12 protein-coding genes and 1 pseudogene are annotated in these 18,304 nt (G+C 32.7%); 2 read left to right on the top strand and 11 right to left on the bottom strand.

Annotation, left to right across the window (positions count from 1 at the left end):
- Window positions 1–142: 142 nt before the first annotated feature.
- The 5 genes from gerXC to ABH957_RS11540 all read right to left on the bottom strand — a co-directional run bounded on the left by gerXC (window position 143) and on the right by ABH957_RS11540 (window position 6,462).
- Entirely contained in the window at window positions 143–1,303 is a 1,161-nt protein-coding gene (gerXC, locus tag ABH957_RS11560; protein WP_404511252.1) for a spore germination protein GerXC, read from the bottom strand.
- Window positions 1,290–2,768, bottom strand: a complete 1,479-nt coding sequence (gerXA, locus tag ABH957_RS11555; protein ID WP_404453782.1) for a spore germination protein GerXA — start codon at window positions 2,766–2,768, stop codon at window positions 1,290–1,292. The genes gerXC and gerXA overlap by 14 nt, the downstream gene beginning before the upstream one ends.
- A gap of 56 nt (window positions 2,769–2,824) precedes the next feature.
- Entirely contained in the window at window positions 2,825–3,904 is a 1,080-nt protein-coding gene (gene gerXB / locus ABH957_RS11550) for a spore germination protein GerXB (RefSeq protein ID WP_404447811.1), read from the bottom strand.
- Window positions 3,905–4,342: 438 nt separating this feature from the next.
- On the bottom strand, window positions 4,343–5,020 hold the full coding sequence (locus ABH957_RS11545; protein ID WP_404447814.1) for an ABC transporter ATP-binding protein: 678 nt from the start codon (window positions 5,018–5,020) through the stop codon (window positions 4,343–4,345).
- Between the two features lie 11 nt (window positions 5,021–5,031).
- Complete coding sequence (locus ABH957_RS11540; protein ID WP_002085363.1) at window positions 5,032–6,462, bottom strand: ABC transporter permease; 1,431 nt, start codon at window positions 6,460–6,462, stop codon at window positions 5,032–5,034.
- 513 nt (window positions 6,463–6,975) lie between these two features.
- Here ABH957_RS11540 and ABH957_RS11535 point away from each other — a divergent pair.
- Together ABH957_RS11535 and ABH957_RS11530 are read left to right on the top strand one after the other, a co-directional pair.
- A complete protein-coding gene (locus tag ABH957_RS11535; RefSeq protein WP_404511250.1) occupies window positions 6,976–7,437 on the top strand; it encodes a GNAT family N-acetyltransferase in 462 nt (153 codons plus the stop codon).
- A gap of 394 nt (window positions 7,438–7,831) precedes the next feature.
- Window positions 7,832–8,833, top strand: a complete 1,002-nt coding sequence (locus ABH957_RS11530; RefSeq protein ID WP_404511248.1) for an alpha/beta hydrolase — start codon at window positions 7,832–7,834, stop codon at window positions 8,831–8,833.
- 208 nt (window positions 8,834–9,041) lie between these two features.
- On the opposite strand, the pseudogene ABH957_RS11525 reads toward ABH957_RS11530, so the two are convergent.
- The 6 genes and pseudogenes from ABH957_RS11525 to ABH957_RS11500 form a co-directional block, all read right to left on the bottom strand.
- Window positions 9,042–9,575 (bottom strand): annotated as a pseudogene (locus ABH957_RS11525) (MBL fold metallo-hydrolase); the annotation flags it as partial.
- Window positions 9,533–10,132 (bottom strand): undecaprenyl-diphosphatase, encoded by a 600-nt coding sequence (locus ABH957_RS11520; RefSeq protein WP_016104947.1) that lies wholly within the window; start codon window positions 10,130–10,132, stop codon window positions 9,533–9,535. The gene ABH957_RS11520 and the pseudogene ABH957_RS11525, both read right to left, overlap by 43 nt.
- A gap of 207 nt (window positions 10,133–10,339) precedes the next feature.
- Window positions 10,340–10,507, bottom strand: a complete 168-nt coding sequence (locus tag ABH957_RS11515) for a type 2 periplasmic-binding domain-containing protein (protein ID WP_002013299.1) — start codon at window positions 10,505–10,507, stop codon at window positions 10,340–10,342.
- A 218-nt stretch (window positions 10,508–10,725) separates the two neighbouring features.
- A complete protein-coding gene (gene pulA / locus ABH957_RS11510; protein WP_404511246.1) occupies window positions 10,726–13,296 on the bottom strand; it encodes a type I pullulanase in 2,571 nt (856 codons plus the stop codon).
- A 487-nt stretch (window positions 13,297–13,783) separates the two neighbouring features.
- Complete coding sequence (locus tag ABH957_RS11505; RefSeq protein WP_404490939.1) at window positions 13,784–15,487, bottom strand: M4 family metallopeptidase; 1,704 nt, start codon at window positions 15,485–15,487, stop codon at window positions 13,784–13,786.
- A gap of 685 nt (window positions 15,488–16,172) precedes the next feature.
- Window positions 16,173–18,119 carry a bifunctional metallophosphatase/5'-nucleotidase gene (locus ABH957_RS11500; protein ID WP_404511244.1) on the bottom strand — a complete coding sequence of 649 codons (1,947 nt, stop codon included), beginning with the start codon at window positions 18,117–18,119 and terminating at the stop codon, window positions 16,173–16,175.
- Window positions 18,120–18,304 lie beyond the last annotated feature (185 nt).

Here is an 18,304-nt window from a genome sequence, read left to right as displayed (position 1 = left end):
TCAGACAACGAAGGAGGTAAAAGCCTCCTTCTGCTCCTAATCGAACTCTCATCCCATTCCGCCACCACATCGTAGTGGTCTTTCGCGTTCGAATCTCCTATTTAGAGTTAATATTTTACGTTTCCTTTCATCTTCAACCATTCTAATGCTCAATCATATTACGCATATTTTTAGATTTTCCATTTGTAGCTATATTAATCGAGACATTTAAATCTAATTCTTTATTTTGAAGGGGTATCCCCCCCTCTTTTTTATATTGTTTCCACAATTTAGAATTCTGCCGATATAAGGAATTTGATAACTGATACGTGTCAATCCCTCTTTCGATTCCTTTTCGGTACGTTTTTTTAATTTCTTTTTCAACTTGGTCCTCTGCAATTTTTTTAATATCATTTACAGGCATAGAATTTATTAATTGAAAAATATCAGCATCGAAATGGATGTTCATAAGCATACGTAACTTTCCATTTTTAATAAAATGCTTTGTATCTATCTTTGGATTTTTTAATACTATATGTCCAATGATTTTCTTGTTAAATTTTAATAGTAATGGAGCTCGTTTGGTATTTTCATCCGTCCATCGAACCCCAGCAATATCATGGCTGTTTAAATGATTTATATAGGATTTATCGTTTATAAAACCATAACCACTAAATTTTAACATTGGAAATGATGTATGTCCTTTTTTCCAATATGTTTTAGTCGTAGCTAAGAATGGAATGCGAGTTGTCATCCCAGGTTCATAATAATTTCTTTGGAATTTATATAAAGGTAAAGGATCTATTATTGTATATTGCTTGGTTATCTCTTTTGGTAAATTAATGATTGTATATAATTGAGAAATATTTAATATATTATTGTTCGCTAATATATTTTCTAAAGGCTCCTTAGTTCCAAATATCCACATAGTATCTCGAAATTGAAAAAACCGAGAAAAAAAATCATTAAATTGATTTAAGTCACCATGTTTTAGAAATCTCTCTGTTACAACAATTGTTTTGAGATGCTCCCATGAGATTTCTTGTTGAGCACCCTTATAAAAATCAAATGCTGCCTCATCTAAAATGGGGCCTTTTCCCTTTCCGATATAGGCCTGGCTGTAATTACGGGTAGTGCTCCCTTCTTGTTTAGCTATGTTAGAAAAATTAATAAATTGCGGACGGATGATATAGTTATTATCTTTAAAATCGATACCTAGACTATTTATATACAAAACGTGATGCAACTCTCTTTGATCCCAACACCCTGTTAGAAACGTACACATCATAAAAAGAAATATAACTATTCTTTTATTTTTCTTCATCGGTACTCTCTCTTTTCCTTGTATTATCTTGCGTATGCAATTCTTTAGGTCTTTTTTTCATATACGTGAAAGGAAGTCTAAATGTGGCTGCTAGCATACTTTTAAACACAGGGGGTGAATATGGTGTAAAGAATGGAACTCCAAAAGAGCGTAAATTTACTACATGTATCACCATCACAAGGACACAAAAGATAAATCCTACTATGCCTAATAAAGAAGATACTAAGAATACTACATACCGCAATATACTTATTATTCCTGTTACTGACTGATTAGTTAAAGCAAATGTCGAAACAACCGAGATTGCTATTATAATGACCATAGATGCTGAAACAATTCCTGCACTAATAGCAGCTTGTCCAATAATTAATCCCCCTACAACAGATAATGTTTGACCGAATACGGCAGGAACACGCAATCCTGCTTGTCTCAAAATTTCAAATAAGGTCATCATAATTATCCCCTCTAAAGGAGCTGGAAAAGGAATCCCTTCTCTTGATAAGCTTAATGTAGCTAGCAACGTATAGGGAATCTGATCTGGATGATATGTAATTAGTGCTATCCAAATTCCTGGAAGAAATATAGAAATTGCTATCCCCAAAAGACTTACAAGTCGTACAAAGCTACCGAATATGTAGAAAAGATCTTGATCTTCAGATGTATTCACAAAAAAAGGAAATGTAACTGGTGCAATTGTCGCTGTTGGTGACCCTTCAACCAGTAAAATAAAACGCCCATATAGCAAACAATTCACAGTATAATCAGGGCGCCCTGTATATTCGACTAAAGGAAATACACTAAATTGATTGTTTGTGATTAACTCTTCAATTTGTGCACTTGAAACAACCCCGTCTATTTTAATTTGTCTTAATTTTAATCGAACTTGATTAATGATATCTTGGGATGCGACATCTTTTAAATACAGGAGTGCTATTTTAGTTTGTGTTCTTTCTCCAATAATAAATTCTTCATAACTAAGAGAACTCGTTTTTAGTCTTTTTCTAATTAATCCTATATTTGTGTTTAACTCTTCAACAAATCCATCACGTCCACCACGAATGGTCATCTCTGTATTTGTTTGTTCAACCGATCTGGTAGGTATTTGGGCAATATCAACTATATATCCATGTTTAGATTCTTCAAAAATAATAAGGAGGTTACCTTCAAATATAATCTGAGAGATAGTTTCATTCGAATTTACCATATCTAATTTCTTTACTGATAACTGGGGAATTAATGTTGAGAGGTTAAACTCTTCTATTGAATTACTTAAAAGCTCTTTGCAAACATGGGATGATGTGGCTTGTTTTAATTTTGTATTGTCAATTAAGTTTTGACAATACATAAACAATACTGAATTCCTTTTTTCTTTCTCATCCAATTCACGCTTTATTACTTTTACATCGTTGCATCCTTCAAACCACTCTAGTATTATCTTCTCATTTATTTCTACTTGTTTGTTCATCTACGTTGTCTCCTTCAAACTCAGCAACCTTATATAAAATACATCCCCATACTCTTTTAAGAGCTTTTCTTAAATTTAGCAACCCATACAAACACTATTAGTAAGATAGAAAACAAAAATAGCCCTAAAGCTGAAACTGGTAAAATAATTTGAGATACAAACCAATAGAAACTAGAGTCACTGATGGGTAGTATACTTATTAATAAAATACATGAAAGTATTGCAAACATAATCCCATTTCTCGTTTTTCGATTTGTAATTGATAACAAATCTGGTATAAGAAAAACAACAAGTGATAGACGAATAAAGATCCCTACAAGCCACTGATACACGGAGAGAAAGTCTAAATTTTCAATGTACCTTCCTATTGACACAAGTCTCCATTCTTCAAATGCTGGATATCGTTGGTTTGCTGCTACGAAAGGTCCAAATTCTATAATAGCTGCCATAACTGGGCCTATTGTGATACCGATAATAACCATTCCCAAAGCGATCAGTTGATATAATTTGACTTTTGAACAAATGTGATGCTGTAAGAAAAGAATAAAAATCAACTCTAAAAATCCTGCTGCAGGATAAACCATTCCCTTAAATACTGGCTTCATTCCATTTTCTATCATTGGCTGAAGTAAAGAATAATCTTTATGCGGAACATTTGCAAACATTACAAAAAAACCAAGTAGGAATACAATAGGTAACAAAACACCTGTTGTAAGTGCAATAGATTGAATTCCTCTTGTAGCATTATAGAGACAAATCATTGAAAAAAGTATTCCTAATACAAAGTGAGGTGTTTCTGGTAAATAAAAGGAGAAAAAGGTTAATGTTTCTTTTAGTGCAACGACACCAATTGTTATTAAATAAATCACAACTATGAATATGATTGGATATACACTGAGTTTCCCAAAATTATTTTTTAACCACGAAAACAAGTGTTCATTTTTTATGTTTCTATATATGATGAATATTAATGAAATCCAAATCAAGTATATAATGCTTACTAATATGATAGAGATCCACGAATCTCTACCTGAGGTATCTAATAACATAGGAATCATAATGACATGATTAATTATCCCAATACTACCAATGAGTATCATAGAAACTTGAAATAAAGTAATTGTTTGCTTAGTCATACATACCACCATATTTTGTAATGAATAAATATTACATAGTATAACTGATACATTGCATCTTTATTCCAAATGGTTAGTGCTTAGAGCCATGGACAATTAAACGCTCTTATTTATAAAATCTATCACATGAGATGTAAGCTAGTTCATTTTTTCAAATAAATAATTAAACGGGACAGTATTTAGATCATACACCTAAATACTGTCCCGTTTTTTATATGCAATTCTTCAATGATATAGTAAACCGATCATAACAAAAAGAACCTGTAGAATATACTACAAGTTCTTTTCTAAAAATTGTTAAAAAGGGAATAACAAACTATCTTAACATTCAATACAGGGAGACCATTTTAATTATGGCTTGGTTATATTGTATATCAAATATAAATATTTGAAGAAACTGATTTCGAAAATTATGTGAATTAAAAAACTAGGGTGATATTAAATTTCGTTTACTACCAACTTCTTCTTACATAAATAGACTGCACGGTCTGATTTTTTAGCAACTTCCTGTGAGTGCGTCACAACAATAATACATTTATTTTCTTTATGTGCAAGTTCTTGAAACAGTTCTATTATATCCATTGCCGTTTCTTCGTCGAGGTTTCCTGTCGGCTCATCCGCAATCAGTAAATCAACATTACAAGATAACGCTCGAGCGATTGCTACACGCTGCTGTTGCCCGCCACTTAGTTGCAGAACATTTCGTTTCGCTTCTACTTCTGTAAGTCCTACTTTCTCTAATAATTCTAACGCCCTTGCCGTTTTATTTTGCACTTTAACACCTGTAATTTCCATTGCTGTTAAGACATTTTGAAGAGCAGTCATATAGGTAATCAAATTATAAGATTGGAAAATTACCGATACATTTTGATTACGGTACCGATCCAAACCAATTTTCCGAATATCCTTTCCATTAAATAGTACATAACCATTTTTAGGTATATCTAGCCCACAACCTAAGCTAAGCGTAGTGGTTTTACCAGATCCGGATGGTCCTAGAATCGTGTAGAAATGTCCTTTTTGAAAAGAAAAGTTAACATTTTCTAGTATCGCTACTTTTTTTCCGTTACTTTCATAATAATAATCTAAGTTTTTAAATTGTAAAATCGTCTCCATATCGAGCCTCCTTATTCATCTTTTAAAAGAATTTGTTTTGGATTCAGACGTAGAATAGATAATGCTGGAAGAAGCGTTGCTAATATAGCAATAGCTAGTCCAATCCCCCCCATTTTCCCTACATCTTCTCCAGTTACACTTACATTAATTTTATCAATTGGATCCTCTTTTTGATTTTGTACAGTTCCACCAGGTCCAGCTACCATTACAGTTCCATTTTGTGGTGTGTTTGTTTCTTCTCCTGCTGTAGCAATTTCACTCGAAAGTAAATTATTCCCTATGAATTGAGAAATTTTCGCTCCTGTTGTTATGGATAATCCAAATGCTAAAATAGCGATACATACTACTTCTACTACGAACTGCGCCATCAGTTTCCACTTTTTCTCTCCAATGGACAATAGAATCCCCATTTCCTTACGACGTGCTTTAATCGATAACATAATGATTAACCCTAAAATAATCGCACCTGCAATTGATACAATATAAATAATCATTTGAGAAGTAGATGAGATATTTTCGATAGGCCCAATCATTTGTTTGTACAACGAATCATGTGCATCTAATTTATAATAATTAAAATCAATATCAGATTTTTTTGCTTCTTCTTTAAATGCTTCAATGTTTTGTGGATCTTTCAAGAAATACACGACTTGAATGCTACTTATACCTTGATCTATTTCTAATTTTTTCATAGTTGAATGCGGCATATATAGTTTATTAGCTGGATCCATTATAGGAGGAGCTTGTTGCCCCATTGCTTGCTCATTCGTTTCATAAATACCGATAATTTCAACCTCCAGGGTTTCCTTCTTATCCCCTGATTGCACTTTAACTTTGTCTCCTACTTTCAAGTTGTTTAATTCCGCTAATCGTTTTTCCATTAAAGCTACATTCTGATCTTTCATCTGTTCTGTAATTGGTTTCCCATCAATGATTTTACTTTTTCCATTCTTAAAGCTTTCTTGTAATGCAGTTTTGCGAACTCCCTCAATCATAAAAGAAGAATTCATATCTATTTCTGTACCGGAGCCTGAACCGCCTCGTACAGCCGCCATTCCCGCCTTACCTTTTCCTTCTTCTTCTCCTTCTGAAGCCCCTACTAGTTTAAGTCCGTCAGAAATTCCGAGAGTGCTAGTTATGTAATTATAGTCTTTTACATACTTTGACTTCGCTAATTGATCTGCTTCTTTTGTATTAAGCTTCGGTGGATTAGGCATCTCTCCAGTTTCCCTAGCTTGTTGACCTAATTTGTCAAAATCAAGACTTAAAGTAACATCTGCACCGAGTTTTTTTCTTGCTGCATCAGCAGCTTTTTTTGATGCATTTTGGATTGTGAATCCTGCCAACACTAAATTTGTAACAATTAGGAAAACTGCCATCAAAATTAATGATGTTCCTACTCTTTTTTTCATACTGAGAATTGCTCGTTTCATAAAGTTCATTTTTTCTTACCTCCTTGATAACTTGTATTTTATATAGGTTATCTAGAGTCTATATGGAGCTAATCGGTAGTTTATCTAGAGATATAAGGAGTTTATGTGTAGTTATTCATTGACCTGGTCAAGAAAGACCGGAACACATATTCAAAAACGTAATCGTTTTTGAATATTGGCAAGGAAGTTATGGCTTTAGATAGCATTGAATGAGAGCATACAAATCCATGCTTATTACGTAATTTCTATACAACAAATAAAAACCACCCTATTTGGATGGTTATATGTGTGCTTGTTAAATATGAAAATTCATTAAAGAATATGGAGGTTTATTGAAGTTGGTCGGATTCTCTAATAATAATATTGTGTTAAAAAGCCTAACTTATAATTTTATAAGTTAGGCTTTTATGCTATCTATAAGAAAAAGTTATAGAGACTCATAATATTTTATAATTTAACCTTTTGTATTTAAACAAGTAAAATAAAAGTAACAAGTGCATACATTAAGGAGGTTTTTTGATAGTGACAGAAACTATAACATTTAGGATTGCAACGGCAGATGATTTAGATGAAATTGTAAAAATGCTTGCTGATGATGTTTTAGGAAATAAAAGAGAGCGCTATGAAACACCACTCCCTGATAGTTATATAAGAGCATTTCATGCTATTGATTGTGATCCAAATAACGAGTTGATTGTAGCGTGTGATGGGATGGAGATTGTCGGTATTCAACAAATTACATTTACGCCTTACATTGTACGTCAAGGGGGGGGGAGAGCTACAATTGAGGGTGTACGGACAGCCTCATCAAAACGTGGTAAAGGTATAGGAAGTAAACTTATTAAATGGGCTATTCAACGTGCTAAATTACGGGGATGTCATTTAGTACAGTTAACAACAGATAAAGAACGACAAGAAGCTTTACACTTTTATAAGAAATTAGGTTTTAAAGATTCTCATGAAGGATTAAAACTCTTTCTCTAATGAATATAGCTATTCATATACCAAAAAGACGTATATTGTAAGGTTAATTAACTATAGGCTTCGAAAATTATGGTAACTATCACTGTATTAAATATACAAATTGACACATTGTCTTTCATATAAATTACGTCACTTCAAAAGGTGTACCTTTTGATACGAAAATAAGCAAGTTAATGTTCTCTTTTATGAATGAGAATATTAACTTGCTTTTTAGGTTTTTGTAAAAGATATTTATAGTTTTATTTTATTGATAGCTTTATAATATAATATACAAATTCCCCACCTGTTTTATAATTCAAGCATCTACTATTAGGAAAAGAGAATATTTCACAATTAATTTACAGCATAAATTTTGTCCATCTTTTAGACGATATGTATTTTGGAGGAGGTTAATTTGATTTTTTCAAAACTCATTGATCGATACGCCTTGTATGATTTGCACAAAAAAAGAAGTGTAAAGTTTCAGTATACTTCTCTTTCTAACACCTCACTATATATAAAGGACATAGAATTTTTTTATAAAGTAAAACCATCTCATATTCATTTTAACATTAAGCATTTAAAACAAGAAAAGGAATACATGGTTGGACAATTCAAATATAAAAGCTCGGTTCAATCTGGTGATTCACGCAACGATTCTGTCACTGGGGAATTATTTTTACATAAAAATGAAGATGCACCTCATGTCATCTTTGTTCATGGTTGGAGAATGGATTCTAACGAACGTGTAAAAAAAATATTCCACGACCATATGACCAACTTGAAGTGGAATATGTATTATTTCACTTTACCATATCATTTTGACAGAAAACCGAACCAATCCCTATATAGTGGAGAGTACATGGTAAGTGCCAATGTTGAACGAACTGTAGAAGCAACTAAACAAGCGGTAGCTGATTTACGAACTTTGATCAAATGGATTAAAGCAAATAAAAATGGTCCCTTGATTTTAATAGGAATCAGTTTAGGTGGAGTTATTACTAACTTAACATCTCTTGTTGAACCAGAAATTGATGTGTTAGCATCCATTTTCTACGCGAATCGACTCTCTTATTCAATTTGGAAGACAAATCCAGGTAAATTTATTAGAGAAGACTTGGAACATCATGGTGTTACGTATGATGATTTAATAGCTTATTGGAAAATCACTGAACCGAGTCAAGCATTACCAAAAGTAAAAAAAGAAAATATTTTATTAATTTCAGGCAAGCATGATCTTTATGTGCATTCTGAGGATACGAACTATTTGTGGGAATCCTGGGAAAGACCTACGCGATATATTTATACATGTGGGCATGCCGGGATTGTCCTTAAACGTAAAAAAATTGCAATTGATACTATCAATTTTATTCAGAATCGATTGAACTCCCAAATCTTCCCCAATGACATGCCTTAAATTGTGAGATTACTAAGTAGGGGGTAGTACCAACATTCGTACGCTAAGATTATTTCAACATAAAGTTTGTTGATAACTTGTACGTGTCAGTAATGTTGGTGTTACTTTAAATACAAAGAGCATGTTTTAAAAAATGATAATAACATGCTCTAAACTTCTCTATTTATTTTAATTTCTTAAAGATGTCTACAGATAATATTGAAACATCTCATGTATTAAAAAGTGTTTCCTGCAGTGCTTTTATGTATCGATCTGCTGACTTCTGAACAGCAAGGTCCGCATGCTTTGACACGACTCGATGAAAAGCATTATAAATACAGTTGAATGGTAGCCCTTTTACTTTATCCATCATCTCTCTTACTTTACTAGCAGGAAGTAGAATCAGATTTGGATAACTGTACATGAAACTAACCCACTGACAGTCGGCAATCACTTGAATGATATCACCTGTTAGCAAAATACCTTTATTATGATTTCCACCTTTTCAGTGTAAAACAGTTCCTCCTTTAAAATGACCTCCAATACGATTTAAAGCAATGCCATTTGTTAATTCAAAAGACTCGACAGACCAAAAAATTTTTTTGTTACTTGGACGTACTACCCATTCTTTTTCGCCTTCGTGGATGTAAATAGGTGCATTGAATGTATCGATCCATTCAACTTGTGTAGAATAATAATGAGGATGAGAAAGGGCTATACTCAAAATCCCTTTGATTTGTTTTTGGATGGTAAAACATGTTTCTCTACTCTTTCATATAGAGTAAGCAATTGCTTGATAAAAGAAAATTTCGGTACTAACCAATACGAAAATAACGCTGCAACACATCCTATTAAAGCCCCTATTGCAACATCAAAAGGATAATGAACCCCTACCCAAATACGAGAAATCGCTACACAAAATGCAAGTATAAGCCATAACCATCCAGTCTTTTTACGAACAAGCCAAAATGAAAAACAAATCGAAAAAAAGAGAATCGTATGGTCACTAGGAAACGAATTATCTACAGCATGGTCAACAAGTTTATTAATATCAGGCAATACTGCAAACGGTTGATAATTCAAATGAAATTCCCCTGCTATTTTTCCAATCACCTCTGCAATCATAAAAGCAGCCATCGCTTGAATAACCATCATCCTACTTTTTCTGGACCCGGTAAACCAATAAGCTATAATAATTAAACCAAAAATATATACCATATATTCTGCCAAAAATACCATGGCTGAGTTTAGAAATGAATATTGTTTACCTAAATCATTAATTGCTCGAAAAATATCAATATTGAATTGAGAAAAAGACATTTTCAAATCCCTCCTTTAAAGTAAGGTGTTTAACTGATTGCCATATACTTTCATTACATGAATAGTTTTGATTATTGTACTCATCTAAAAATATCAACCTCTTATGACATCGCTTTCTTCTTTTTCACTATAATAAAAAAAGAAAAAGGAAAACATCGAACTCTCTTACAAACATTCGTGCTTTCTTACAGTTTTGTCATTTTCTCGTCATTTTGTAAATGGATTCATCGTCTTGCCTTTCGCTATTTTTAAAAACTCTTGTAACTCTGGGTTTATATCGGTCTTTCGGTATGCAACGGCTAGTTCCGCAACAATTTTAGAATCGCATATTTCTTTGTAAACAACTTCTGATTGATATAATTTATTTGCAGACACCTATCCTCTGTTAATTAAATAAGAAAAGTTCATTTACACTACCTATACCTGCAACTATGGATACTTTAATTACAGATTAAAAAGGAGAAGAACCTTGATAAGTTCTTCTCCTTTTGTTTATTGTTGTTATTAAATTATAATAAAATTACAGTATGTGAAATTATATTTCTTTAACTTTAAAAGCGAAGTGAAAGCAACCTTCACTCCGCTTTTTGCATTTATTTAATCGGTTTCTCTGTTTTTAAAACTAGTGAACTTAATGCAGGAACTTTAATTTTATTGTCATGGACAACGTAAAGTGTTTTACTTCCCGCCTGATTCTCGTTTACTAGCACTTTCCATGGACCTTTCGATGGAAGTGTTATGTCAACGGCTTCCCTATTTGCATTGTGAGCCACCATAAAGTATTCGCTTTTATTCCCACTTCCCTTTCTATCTATTGTATAAGCTACAACATTTTTGGGAACATCGATAAAAGCTACATACTTTTTAATTTGCTCTGCAGAAGTCATACGAAAAGCTGGGTATTTTTTTCGTAAATCTATTAAGCCCTTCATATACTCTACTTCATTATTAAATGCTGCACGGCGTAACCAATCCATCTGGTTAATAGAATCAGGAGATTTGTAACTATTATGATCACCATATTTTGTGCGCATAAACTCTTGTCCTGCATGTAAGAATGGAATACCTTGTGATGTTAATAAAATAGAAGAAGATAATTTATGCATTTGTTTTCGCATTTCTTCACTGTCACCTGAATTAGTCAACTCAAGTTTATCCCATAAAGTATGATTGTCATGTGCTTCCACATAAGTTAGCACCTGCTCCGGATCTTGATAAGTAGACGAATTTGTATCATAGTCAATACCGGCTGTAACGCCTTTTTTAATACGGTCTTCCATGTTTTCCTTTCCATTTACAAAGCCATTTTCTTTCTCCTCAAATACACTCCCTTTCAATCCATCACGTATATTATCGTTAAAATGAGCAATCCCTTTCATTTTCTCCGCGTTTTTTTGATTTGCTTTTAATTCAGCTGCTAGAGGTGTATTTAAATCCCAGCCTTCTCCATGCAGAATAATAGAAGGATCAATTTGATTAACAGCTTTACGTATCTCATTCATCGTTTCATAATCATGAATACCCATTAAATCAAAACGGAACCCATCTAAATTGTATTCTTTTGCCCAGTATGTGACGGAATCTACCATAAATTTTCTCATCATCTTTCGTTCTGAAGCGGTATCATTCCCTACTCCAGTTCCATTTGCAAATGTTCCATCTTCATTGTAACGATAATAATAACCAGGAACTAACTTATGAAAATTAGATTCAGCGGCATTATACATATGGTTATATACTACGTCCATCACTACACGAAGATTATTATCATGCAATGTTTGAATCATTTGCTTTAATTCAGTTATTCGAACAGTTGGCTCAAAAGGATTTGTAGAATAGGAGCCCTCTGGGACGTTGAAATTTTTCGGGTCATATCCCCAGTTATATTGTGGTTCATTTAAATTCTCTTCATTTACTGAAGCATAATCAAATATCGGTAAAAACTGAACGTGAGTAACACCAAGATCTTTCATATGATCAAGTCCTGTTTTTACACCTTCAGGCCCTTTTGTTCCTTTTTCTGTTACACCTAAATATTTTCCTTTTTGCTTAATACCACTTTCAGGTTGGATGGAAAGATCGCGTACATGCAATTCATAAATAATAGCATCTTCCGGATTTTTAAATTTCGGTTTTTTGTTTGCTTTCCATTTTTTCGGATTTGTTTCTTCTAAATCAACAACTGCACCTTTATCTCCATTTACAGAAGCAGCACGCACATACGGATCAACCGCTTCAGTCCACTTATCCCCAATTTTCACCTTATACGTATAAAAAAGACCTTTTTGGTTCCCTTTAAGTTCTGCTTTCCAAGTTCCCTTTTCACCTTGTTTCATGTTTATTTCAGTACCTATTTTATCGCTCCATTTTTTATATGTAACTAACTTCGCTTCACTCGCAGTAGGAGCCCATAAACGGAACTTTGTATGTTGCGGAGTATATATATTCCCTAAATCATTACCACCATAATAAAATAAATTATCAAATTCCTCGCTACGAATGACTTTACCGATTTCAGTATTCGCATCAGCTAAGTTTGCTATTTTAACTTTGTATGTTTGTTTTAAATTAATTTTCTGTTCCGTAATTATTTTAACCTTATTAGTATTATCTCCACTATTTTTATCATAAGGACTAATTCCCTTAATTTTAACGCCTTCAATTTCAATTTTCTGTTCCTTACTATTAAACGGAACATTAGTCGTTACAGTAATTTCATTAAAACTATCAATAGTAGCTTTTTGAATTGAGAGATCCGAAGAAGGCTTAGAGTTATATACTTTTTCATCACCCGAAAGGATCCATACTTCAGCACGACCATCCCTTATATTTTCAACCCAGTGATCACCTCCATCTTTTTCCCATTCATTGGTACGAACTATAAATCCTACACGATTATAGTCACCATCTATTTTTATCTTAGCGTATTTTCCAAATTCATCTTCACCAGTAAATTCATAAGATTTACCGTTTGCATTTTCTCCCCATACCCAAAGATTCCAGTCTTTTGTATTTCCAGATTTCTCTTTGTAATGAATGATAACTTCAGTTGTTTTCGAATTTGAAACTGCCTTCACACTCTGAAAGGAGAAAACAGATGATAACATAACGATTATGGCAAGTAATAAAAATGATTTGTTAATTAATCTTTTTGTCATTTGCACCACATACACCCTTTCTTTATATAGTACGAGCTATTTATTATGCTCATACTAAATTACACTGCTTAAATTAATGTAGAAATCCCTTTTACTTCACCCCCATATTGACTATTTTCACGTATGTATTTCAATGATCTTTTGATACGAAAACGTTTGCATTAATGCTTAAAAAAATAGATTTTTTTCGCCTTTATATAGTTGTAAATACTAAAAGATCAGGGAAATCATTTTAAAGCAATCGTTTGTTATCGCTTTCATTTTATAGCACTTACTATTAAGAGGTCAATATATTATTAATTTTCTGTTTTTATATCCTTGAAATCTTATATATTTGTCGTAACTTATTGAAGATAGATGCCTGATTATTGCTTAGTAATTTTATTTTCACTAATACCTTGCTACGTTGCAAAAAAACAGCTAATACCCTTAAAATGATATTAGCTGTTTTTTCATAATGTATTAATATATGAATGAAAACTTTATTTCTAACTTACTTAATTTTTGCTGCATCAAATGCTTTTTGCACTGCTTGAACTTCAGCTGTATTCGCCCCATATTTATTAGTTGCCACTCGAATACATGCTGATTTCAATTCTTTGAAATTAGATGTCATGTTTAATTCATCTGTATTTGCATAATAGAAAATATCAAACATTTTATCTTCACCAATTCCTTTAACAGTTACTCCGTTATGAGTTCCGCCTTTTGCAATGAGATACGCAACTTTATTAATAATACTTGAATTAAAATGAACGCCACCTTGATCCCATCCATTAAAATCGTTAAATTCACTGTAATCATCTGGATACGGTACTCCAAGTGAAGATGGAACAGAAGCTGGGTTTTCCATATCACGGAAAACAGATCCAGTTTGTTCGCCCATTGTCCAGTTAAAGCTTCCATTATTTACGTATTTCTCAATAGATGTTCCCATAATATCAGATAGCGCCTCATTAATCGCACCAGATTCACCGTAATATTCAAGATTAGATTCGCTAGAAGTAACAGCATGTGTAAATTCATGTCCAGCTACGTCATATGCCTTGACAATAGGATCGCCATATACAAGCATACTTCCATTATTAGCACTTAATGCATTTTGCCAATTTTTCGGATCGTTCGTATCTTCAGAATCCCAAGCATGTACAACTGAAACTACCTTTTGTCCCTTATTATCAAAACTATTACGCTTATATTTATCTTTATAAAAATCAAATACCTTTGTTGCTAAGTAATGAGCACTTACTGCTTTTGAATCGTTAAATGTTGTTGAAGTGCTGGTTGCTAGTGTACCAGGATAATAGCTTTCTTCTTTAGTAATATCTCTGTAATTCACATCATATGTTTCAATTCCTTGCCCTCTTGTATAATCAGCAAGTGCATATTTGCCATTACTTTGTTTAGAAATACCAAATGAACGAGATATACCTAAATCATCTTTTCCTGTTCCAGTTAATGATGTAAGACTACTTTTTTTACTTTCCTTTAAAGCTCCAACTAGTTTTTCACTTGCTTTTAAGTTAGATTCTTGTACCATATTTTTTAACATATCACCATTTTGTGCATTTACTAAATAAGTTCCGGAAACATAGTTTGGTGTTGCCGCTTCAAAGGTAACTTGGTATGCATTGCTAGCTTGTCCATTATTTTCATCAACAAAAATAACTTCCTTAACTTCTGGCTCAGAAATAAACTTGATATCGTTCCCGTACTTCGTATAAATATATTGTTTCGCTCCATCTTTTGATAGATTAATAGGCTTTTTCAATTCTTCTTGTTTTAAATTTTGCGCGCTATCGCCTGAAACACTTTTAATAACACCCTTATTATCTACGTGTGCAGTTAATTGATGGCCATATACTTCTTTTCCTTCGTATGTTTGCTGCATACGCACAAGTGTTGTTCCATCATACGAACCACGTTTTTGAAGAACTTTATAATCTACTCCTGTTTCTCCATTGACTTGATTTGGAGAAAGAGCTTGTTCAGCTTTCTCCTTAAGAGCATCTTTTACTACATTCTCTGGTGTTTTTTGTGACGGTTGTGTAAGTTCACCTGAACGGAATGAGTCCTCTTGAATTTGAACTTGTAGTTGATCTGTTTCCTCTGCATGGCCTATTCCGTATGGTGCCACAGCTGTTAAAGCTAATCCTGTTGTTAATGCTAATTTAGTTAATGTCTTTGTGTTTTTCATTTTTTCACCTCTTATAATTTTTGAAATAGAAAGCTTGTACAAAGTATACTGTCTATTTATGTCGAAAAAAAGAGAAAATACAAAATTTATGTAATATTATGCAAAATTACATAAATGTGGTCGATAAAATAAAAAATGAGCCCTTTTAGGTGCTCATCCAATTGGTTAGTTATTAATTATCTATATTCATTCTAATCAAAGTACACTTATATCTTATTAACAACATAAAAAACCACTCTTTACTATTTTAAGAATAGTAGATAAATACTTTAGTGAGGCAACGCATATGCAAGTTAGATTTTTCAATATAATTTTGTTATTTATGTCTATAGCTGCATGGATTGGAACGTTTTGAGACTGCTGAAGTCTTATATGAGTTTCAGGCTTTTTTATCTTGTCAAAAATATCTTTTAAAGATAAATTTTTCTCCCCATTTAAATATAGAAAAGGACGTATCTATTGCATGTTATTAACTTAAGGTATGTTCTTTTAAAGCATATTATAAATATACATAGTGAGAAATAAAACAATAATTATTCAAATGAAAAATCCCCTGAATTTTTAAAGCGATTCAGGGGATTTTTTACCGATGATTCTCTATATTTCCATACCGATCACAAACTTTTTTAGGATAATGGTATGTCCAAGTTGAATAGTTTTTTGCACGAGAGCCATCTTTTTATATTTATTTAATTATCCTACTAAGTTTTTTGTAAAATTCACCTTTTCTTTTTACATGATTAAACTGATTTGGATTAATATTAGCTTTTTGTGAGAGTGCTACAATCTCTTCTTTTGTAATTGAATCTTTAGTATTTATAGATGCTATATTTGTATATTTTCCATCTTCTGTTTTTGGGATTTCTAAAATCCCTTTATTTACAAGATCAACTACAGCCTTATGCTCTGAAGAATGTGTATCTACACCAGTAATTTTCCAATTATGCATAACTTTTGGCGTGTATACACCGTTCTTTACCTCTTTTAAATATGTAATAGCAAGGTTACGAATGGTTCCACCTGTTTCTCCGAATGCATTCTCTTGTTTAGATGACCAAGTTTGTTCAAATTTACGTCCCTCTAAAGCTCCCCCTTTTGCCTGAAGAGCCTCCATTCTATACGCATTCATTCCTAGCGTCATAACATCGCTCATTTTGATTGGTTTATTTGTACGAATAGAGCGTAAATTTGTAATTCTACTACCATATGGTTTTGTTAAGTCAATTTCGTATTTTACACCTCCAAAGAAATCGTTCGTACTGTATTTAGATGCACGACGGTTTTTATCAAAGCTAACTGTTACATCTCCGGCACGAGATGAGTTAAAATATCCTGCTGCCCATTCCATATAGTCTTTTAAATCTTTTCCAGTTATCTTATATACTGTAATTTCTCCCAAAGCATATTGATAATTATAAGCAATATCTTTCTTCTTTATAGGACCTATATCCAAACGGGCATAATCATTATCAATTTGATGGGCTACTACATCCGCCTTGCTGTAATGGAGCATGACTTCATGAAAGAAATCTGATAAAGGTGTCTCTTGAATCTGCACACTTGGAATACCCTTTATTTCATTTTCAGGAACAAGGTTTCTACCCTTTAATTGAGCGACTACAACATTTGCATCTCCTCTCGCATACTCATGAAAAGGTGTTAGTGTTTCTTCAAGTGTAGAATCAGATAATACTGTAGTTCCATCAGCATTTTTTACAGGTATAGCGGTAGCTGTTTTATCTTTTAAAACAAGCTTCCCATCTTGCTTTGTAAAAGTAAGGTCAATACGTGAAATATGCGTTCCGTATTTATCTGGTTCTGTAATAATTACGCCATTTACAACTTCTTTTTTTACAAGTTTATGCATATGAGCCGCAAAAATAGCGCTTAGTTCCGGACAAGCATTCGCAATATCTTGAACACCAGTACCTGGGATTCCATTCTCATTTTCTAGTCCCATATGCATAACCCCTACCATTACATCTACTTTATCTTCTAATTCTTTAATAGCCTTTTTTGTCTCTTCTACTGGATTTTTCACTACTAAACCATCCAAATGATTTGTCCCTTTTTCAAAATCACTAATCATTGGTGTATTCATACCAATAATCCCGACTTTAATTCTACCTTTTTCAACAATCGTATATGCAGGAAGAAAACGCTCTCCATTTTCCTTATAAATATTTCCTGCTAACGTCTTTCCCTTGTATTGCTCACTAACTTTTTTCAATGTATCTAATCCAAAGTTGAATTCATGATTTCCAAATGCCCAGGCGTCATATCCCATTGTATTCATTGCTACCATCATTGGCGATTGTGGCTTATCGTTGAATAATTCTACTGAGTTTCCTTGAATTGTATCCCCGGCATCTACTAATATGGTATTTGGATTTTCTTGACGTACCTTCTTTATAACCGTATAAAGCTGCGTCAAACTTCCACTCATATTTGCTCCATCAAGCGCATAATCCCAAGGCATAAATCTACCATGAATATCTGCAGTACCTAACAATGTAATATTAACATTAGATTCCTCAGCCTTAGAAATAGCTGGTTTGACTGTTACTGCTGTTACAAGAAGCATAAGAATAATAAAATAGCATACATAGTTCTTCCATTTCGTTTTTTGCATAATATCAATATTTCTCCCCTTTTTGTACTGTCATAAAGTTGCTTGAACTTTAAAAATGTAACTTATTATTCAGAGAAATTCAACTACAAAAGATAATTTTGGAGGTGGTTTTGCTGTGAAAATATAGAGAATAAAATGCATATATCCCCTAACAGAATAGTATTTTATCGTTTTCTAATAAAATA

This window comes from Bacillus sp. RC242 (assembly GCF_044908245.1).
GTDB classification, from domain to species: domain Bacteria; phylum Bacillota; class Bacilli; order Bacillales; family Bacillaceae_G; genus Bacillus_A; species Bacillus_A mycoides.
This window is presented reverse-complemented; position numbering and strand designations above follow the sequence as displayed.

Excerpts from the sequence above, each read along its gene's own strand:
- gerXC (WP_404511252.1), bottom strand. The coding sequence starts at position 1,303 with ATGAAGAAAAATAAAAGAATAGTTATATTTCTTTTTATGATGTGTACG.
- gerXA (WP_404453782.1), bottom strand. The coding sequence starts at position 2,768 with ATGAACAAACAAGTAGAAATAAATGAGAAGATAATACTAGAGTGGTTT.
- gerXB (WP_404447811.1), bottom strand. The coding sequence starts at position 3,904 with ATGACTAAGCAAACAATTACTTTATTTCAAGTTTCTATGATACTCATT.
- ABH957_RS11545 (WP_404447814.1), bottom strand. The coding sequence starts at position 5,020 with ATGGAGACGATTTTACAATTTAAAAACTTAGATTATTATTATGAAAGT.
- ABH957_RS11540 (WP_002085363.1), bottom strand. The coding sequence starts at position 6,462 with ATGAACTTTATGAAACGAGCAATTCTCAGTATGAAAAAAAGAGTAGGA.
- ABH957_RS11520 (WP_016104947.1), bottom strand. The coding sequence starts at position 10,132 with ATGTCTTTTTCTCAATTCAATATTGATATTTTTCGAGCAATTAATGAT.
- ABH957_RS11505 (WP_404490939.1), bottom strand. The coding sequence starts at position 15,487 with ATGAAAAACACAAAGACATTAACTAAATTAGCATTAACAACAGGATTA.
- ABH957_RS11500 (WP_404511244.1), bottom strand. The coding sequence starts at position 18,119 with ATGCAAAAAACGAAATGGAAGAACTATGTATGCTATTTTATTATTCTT.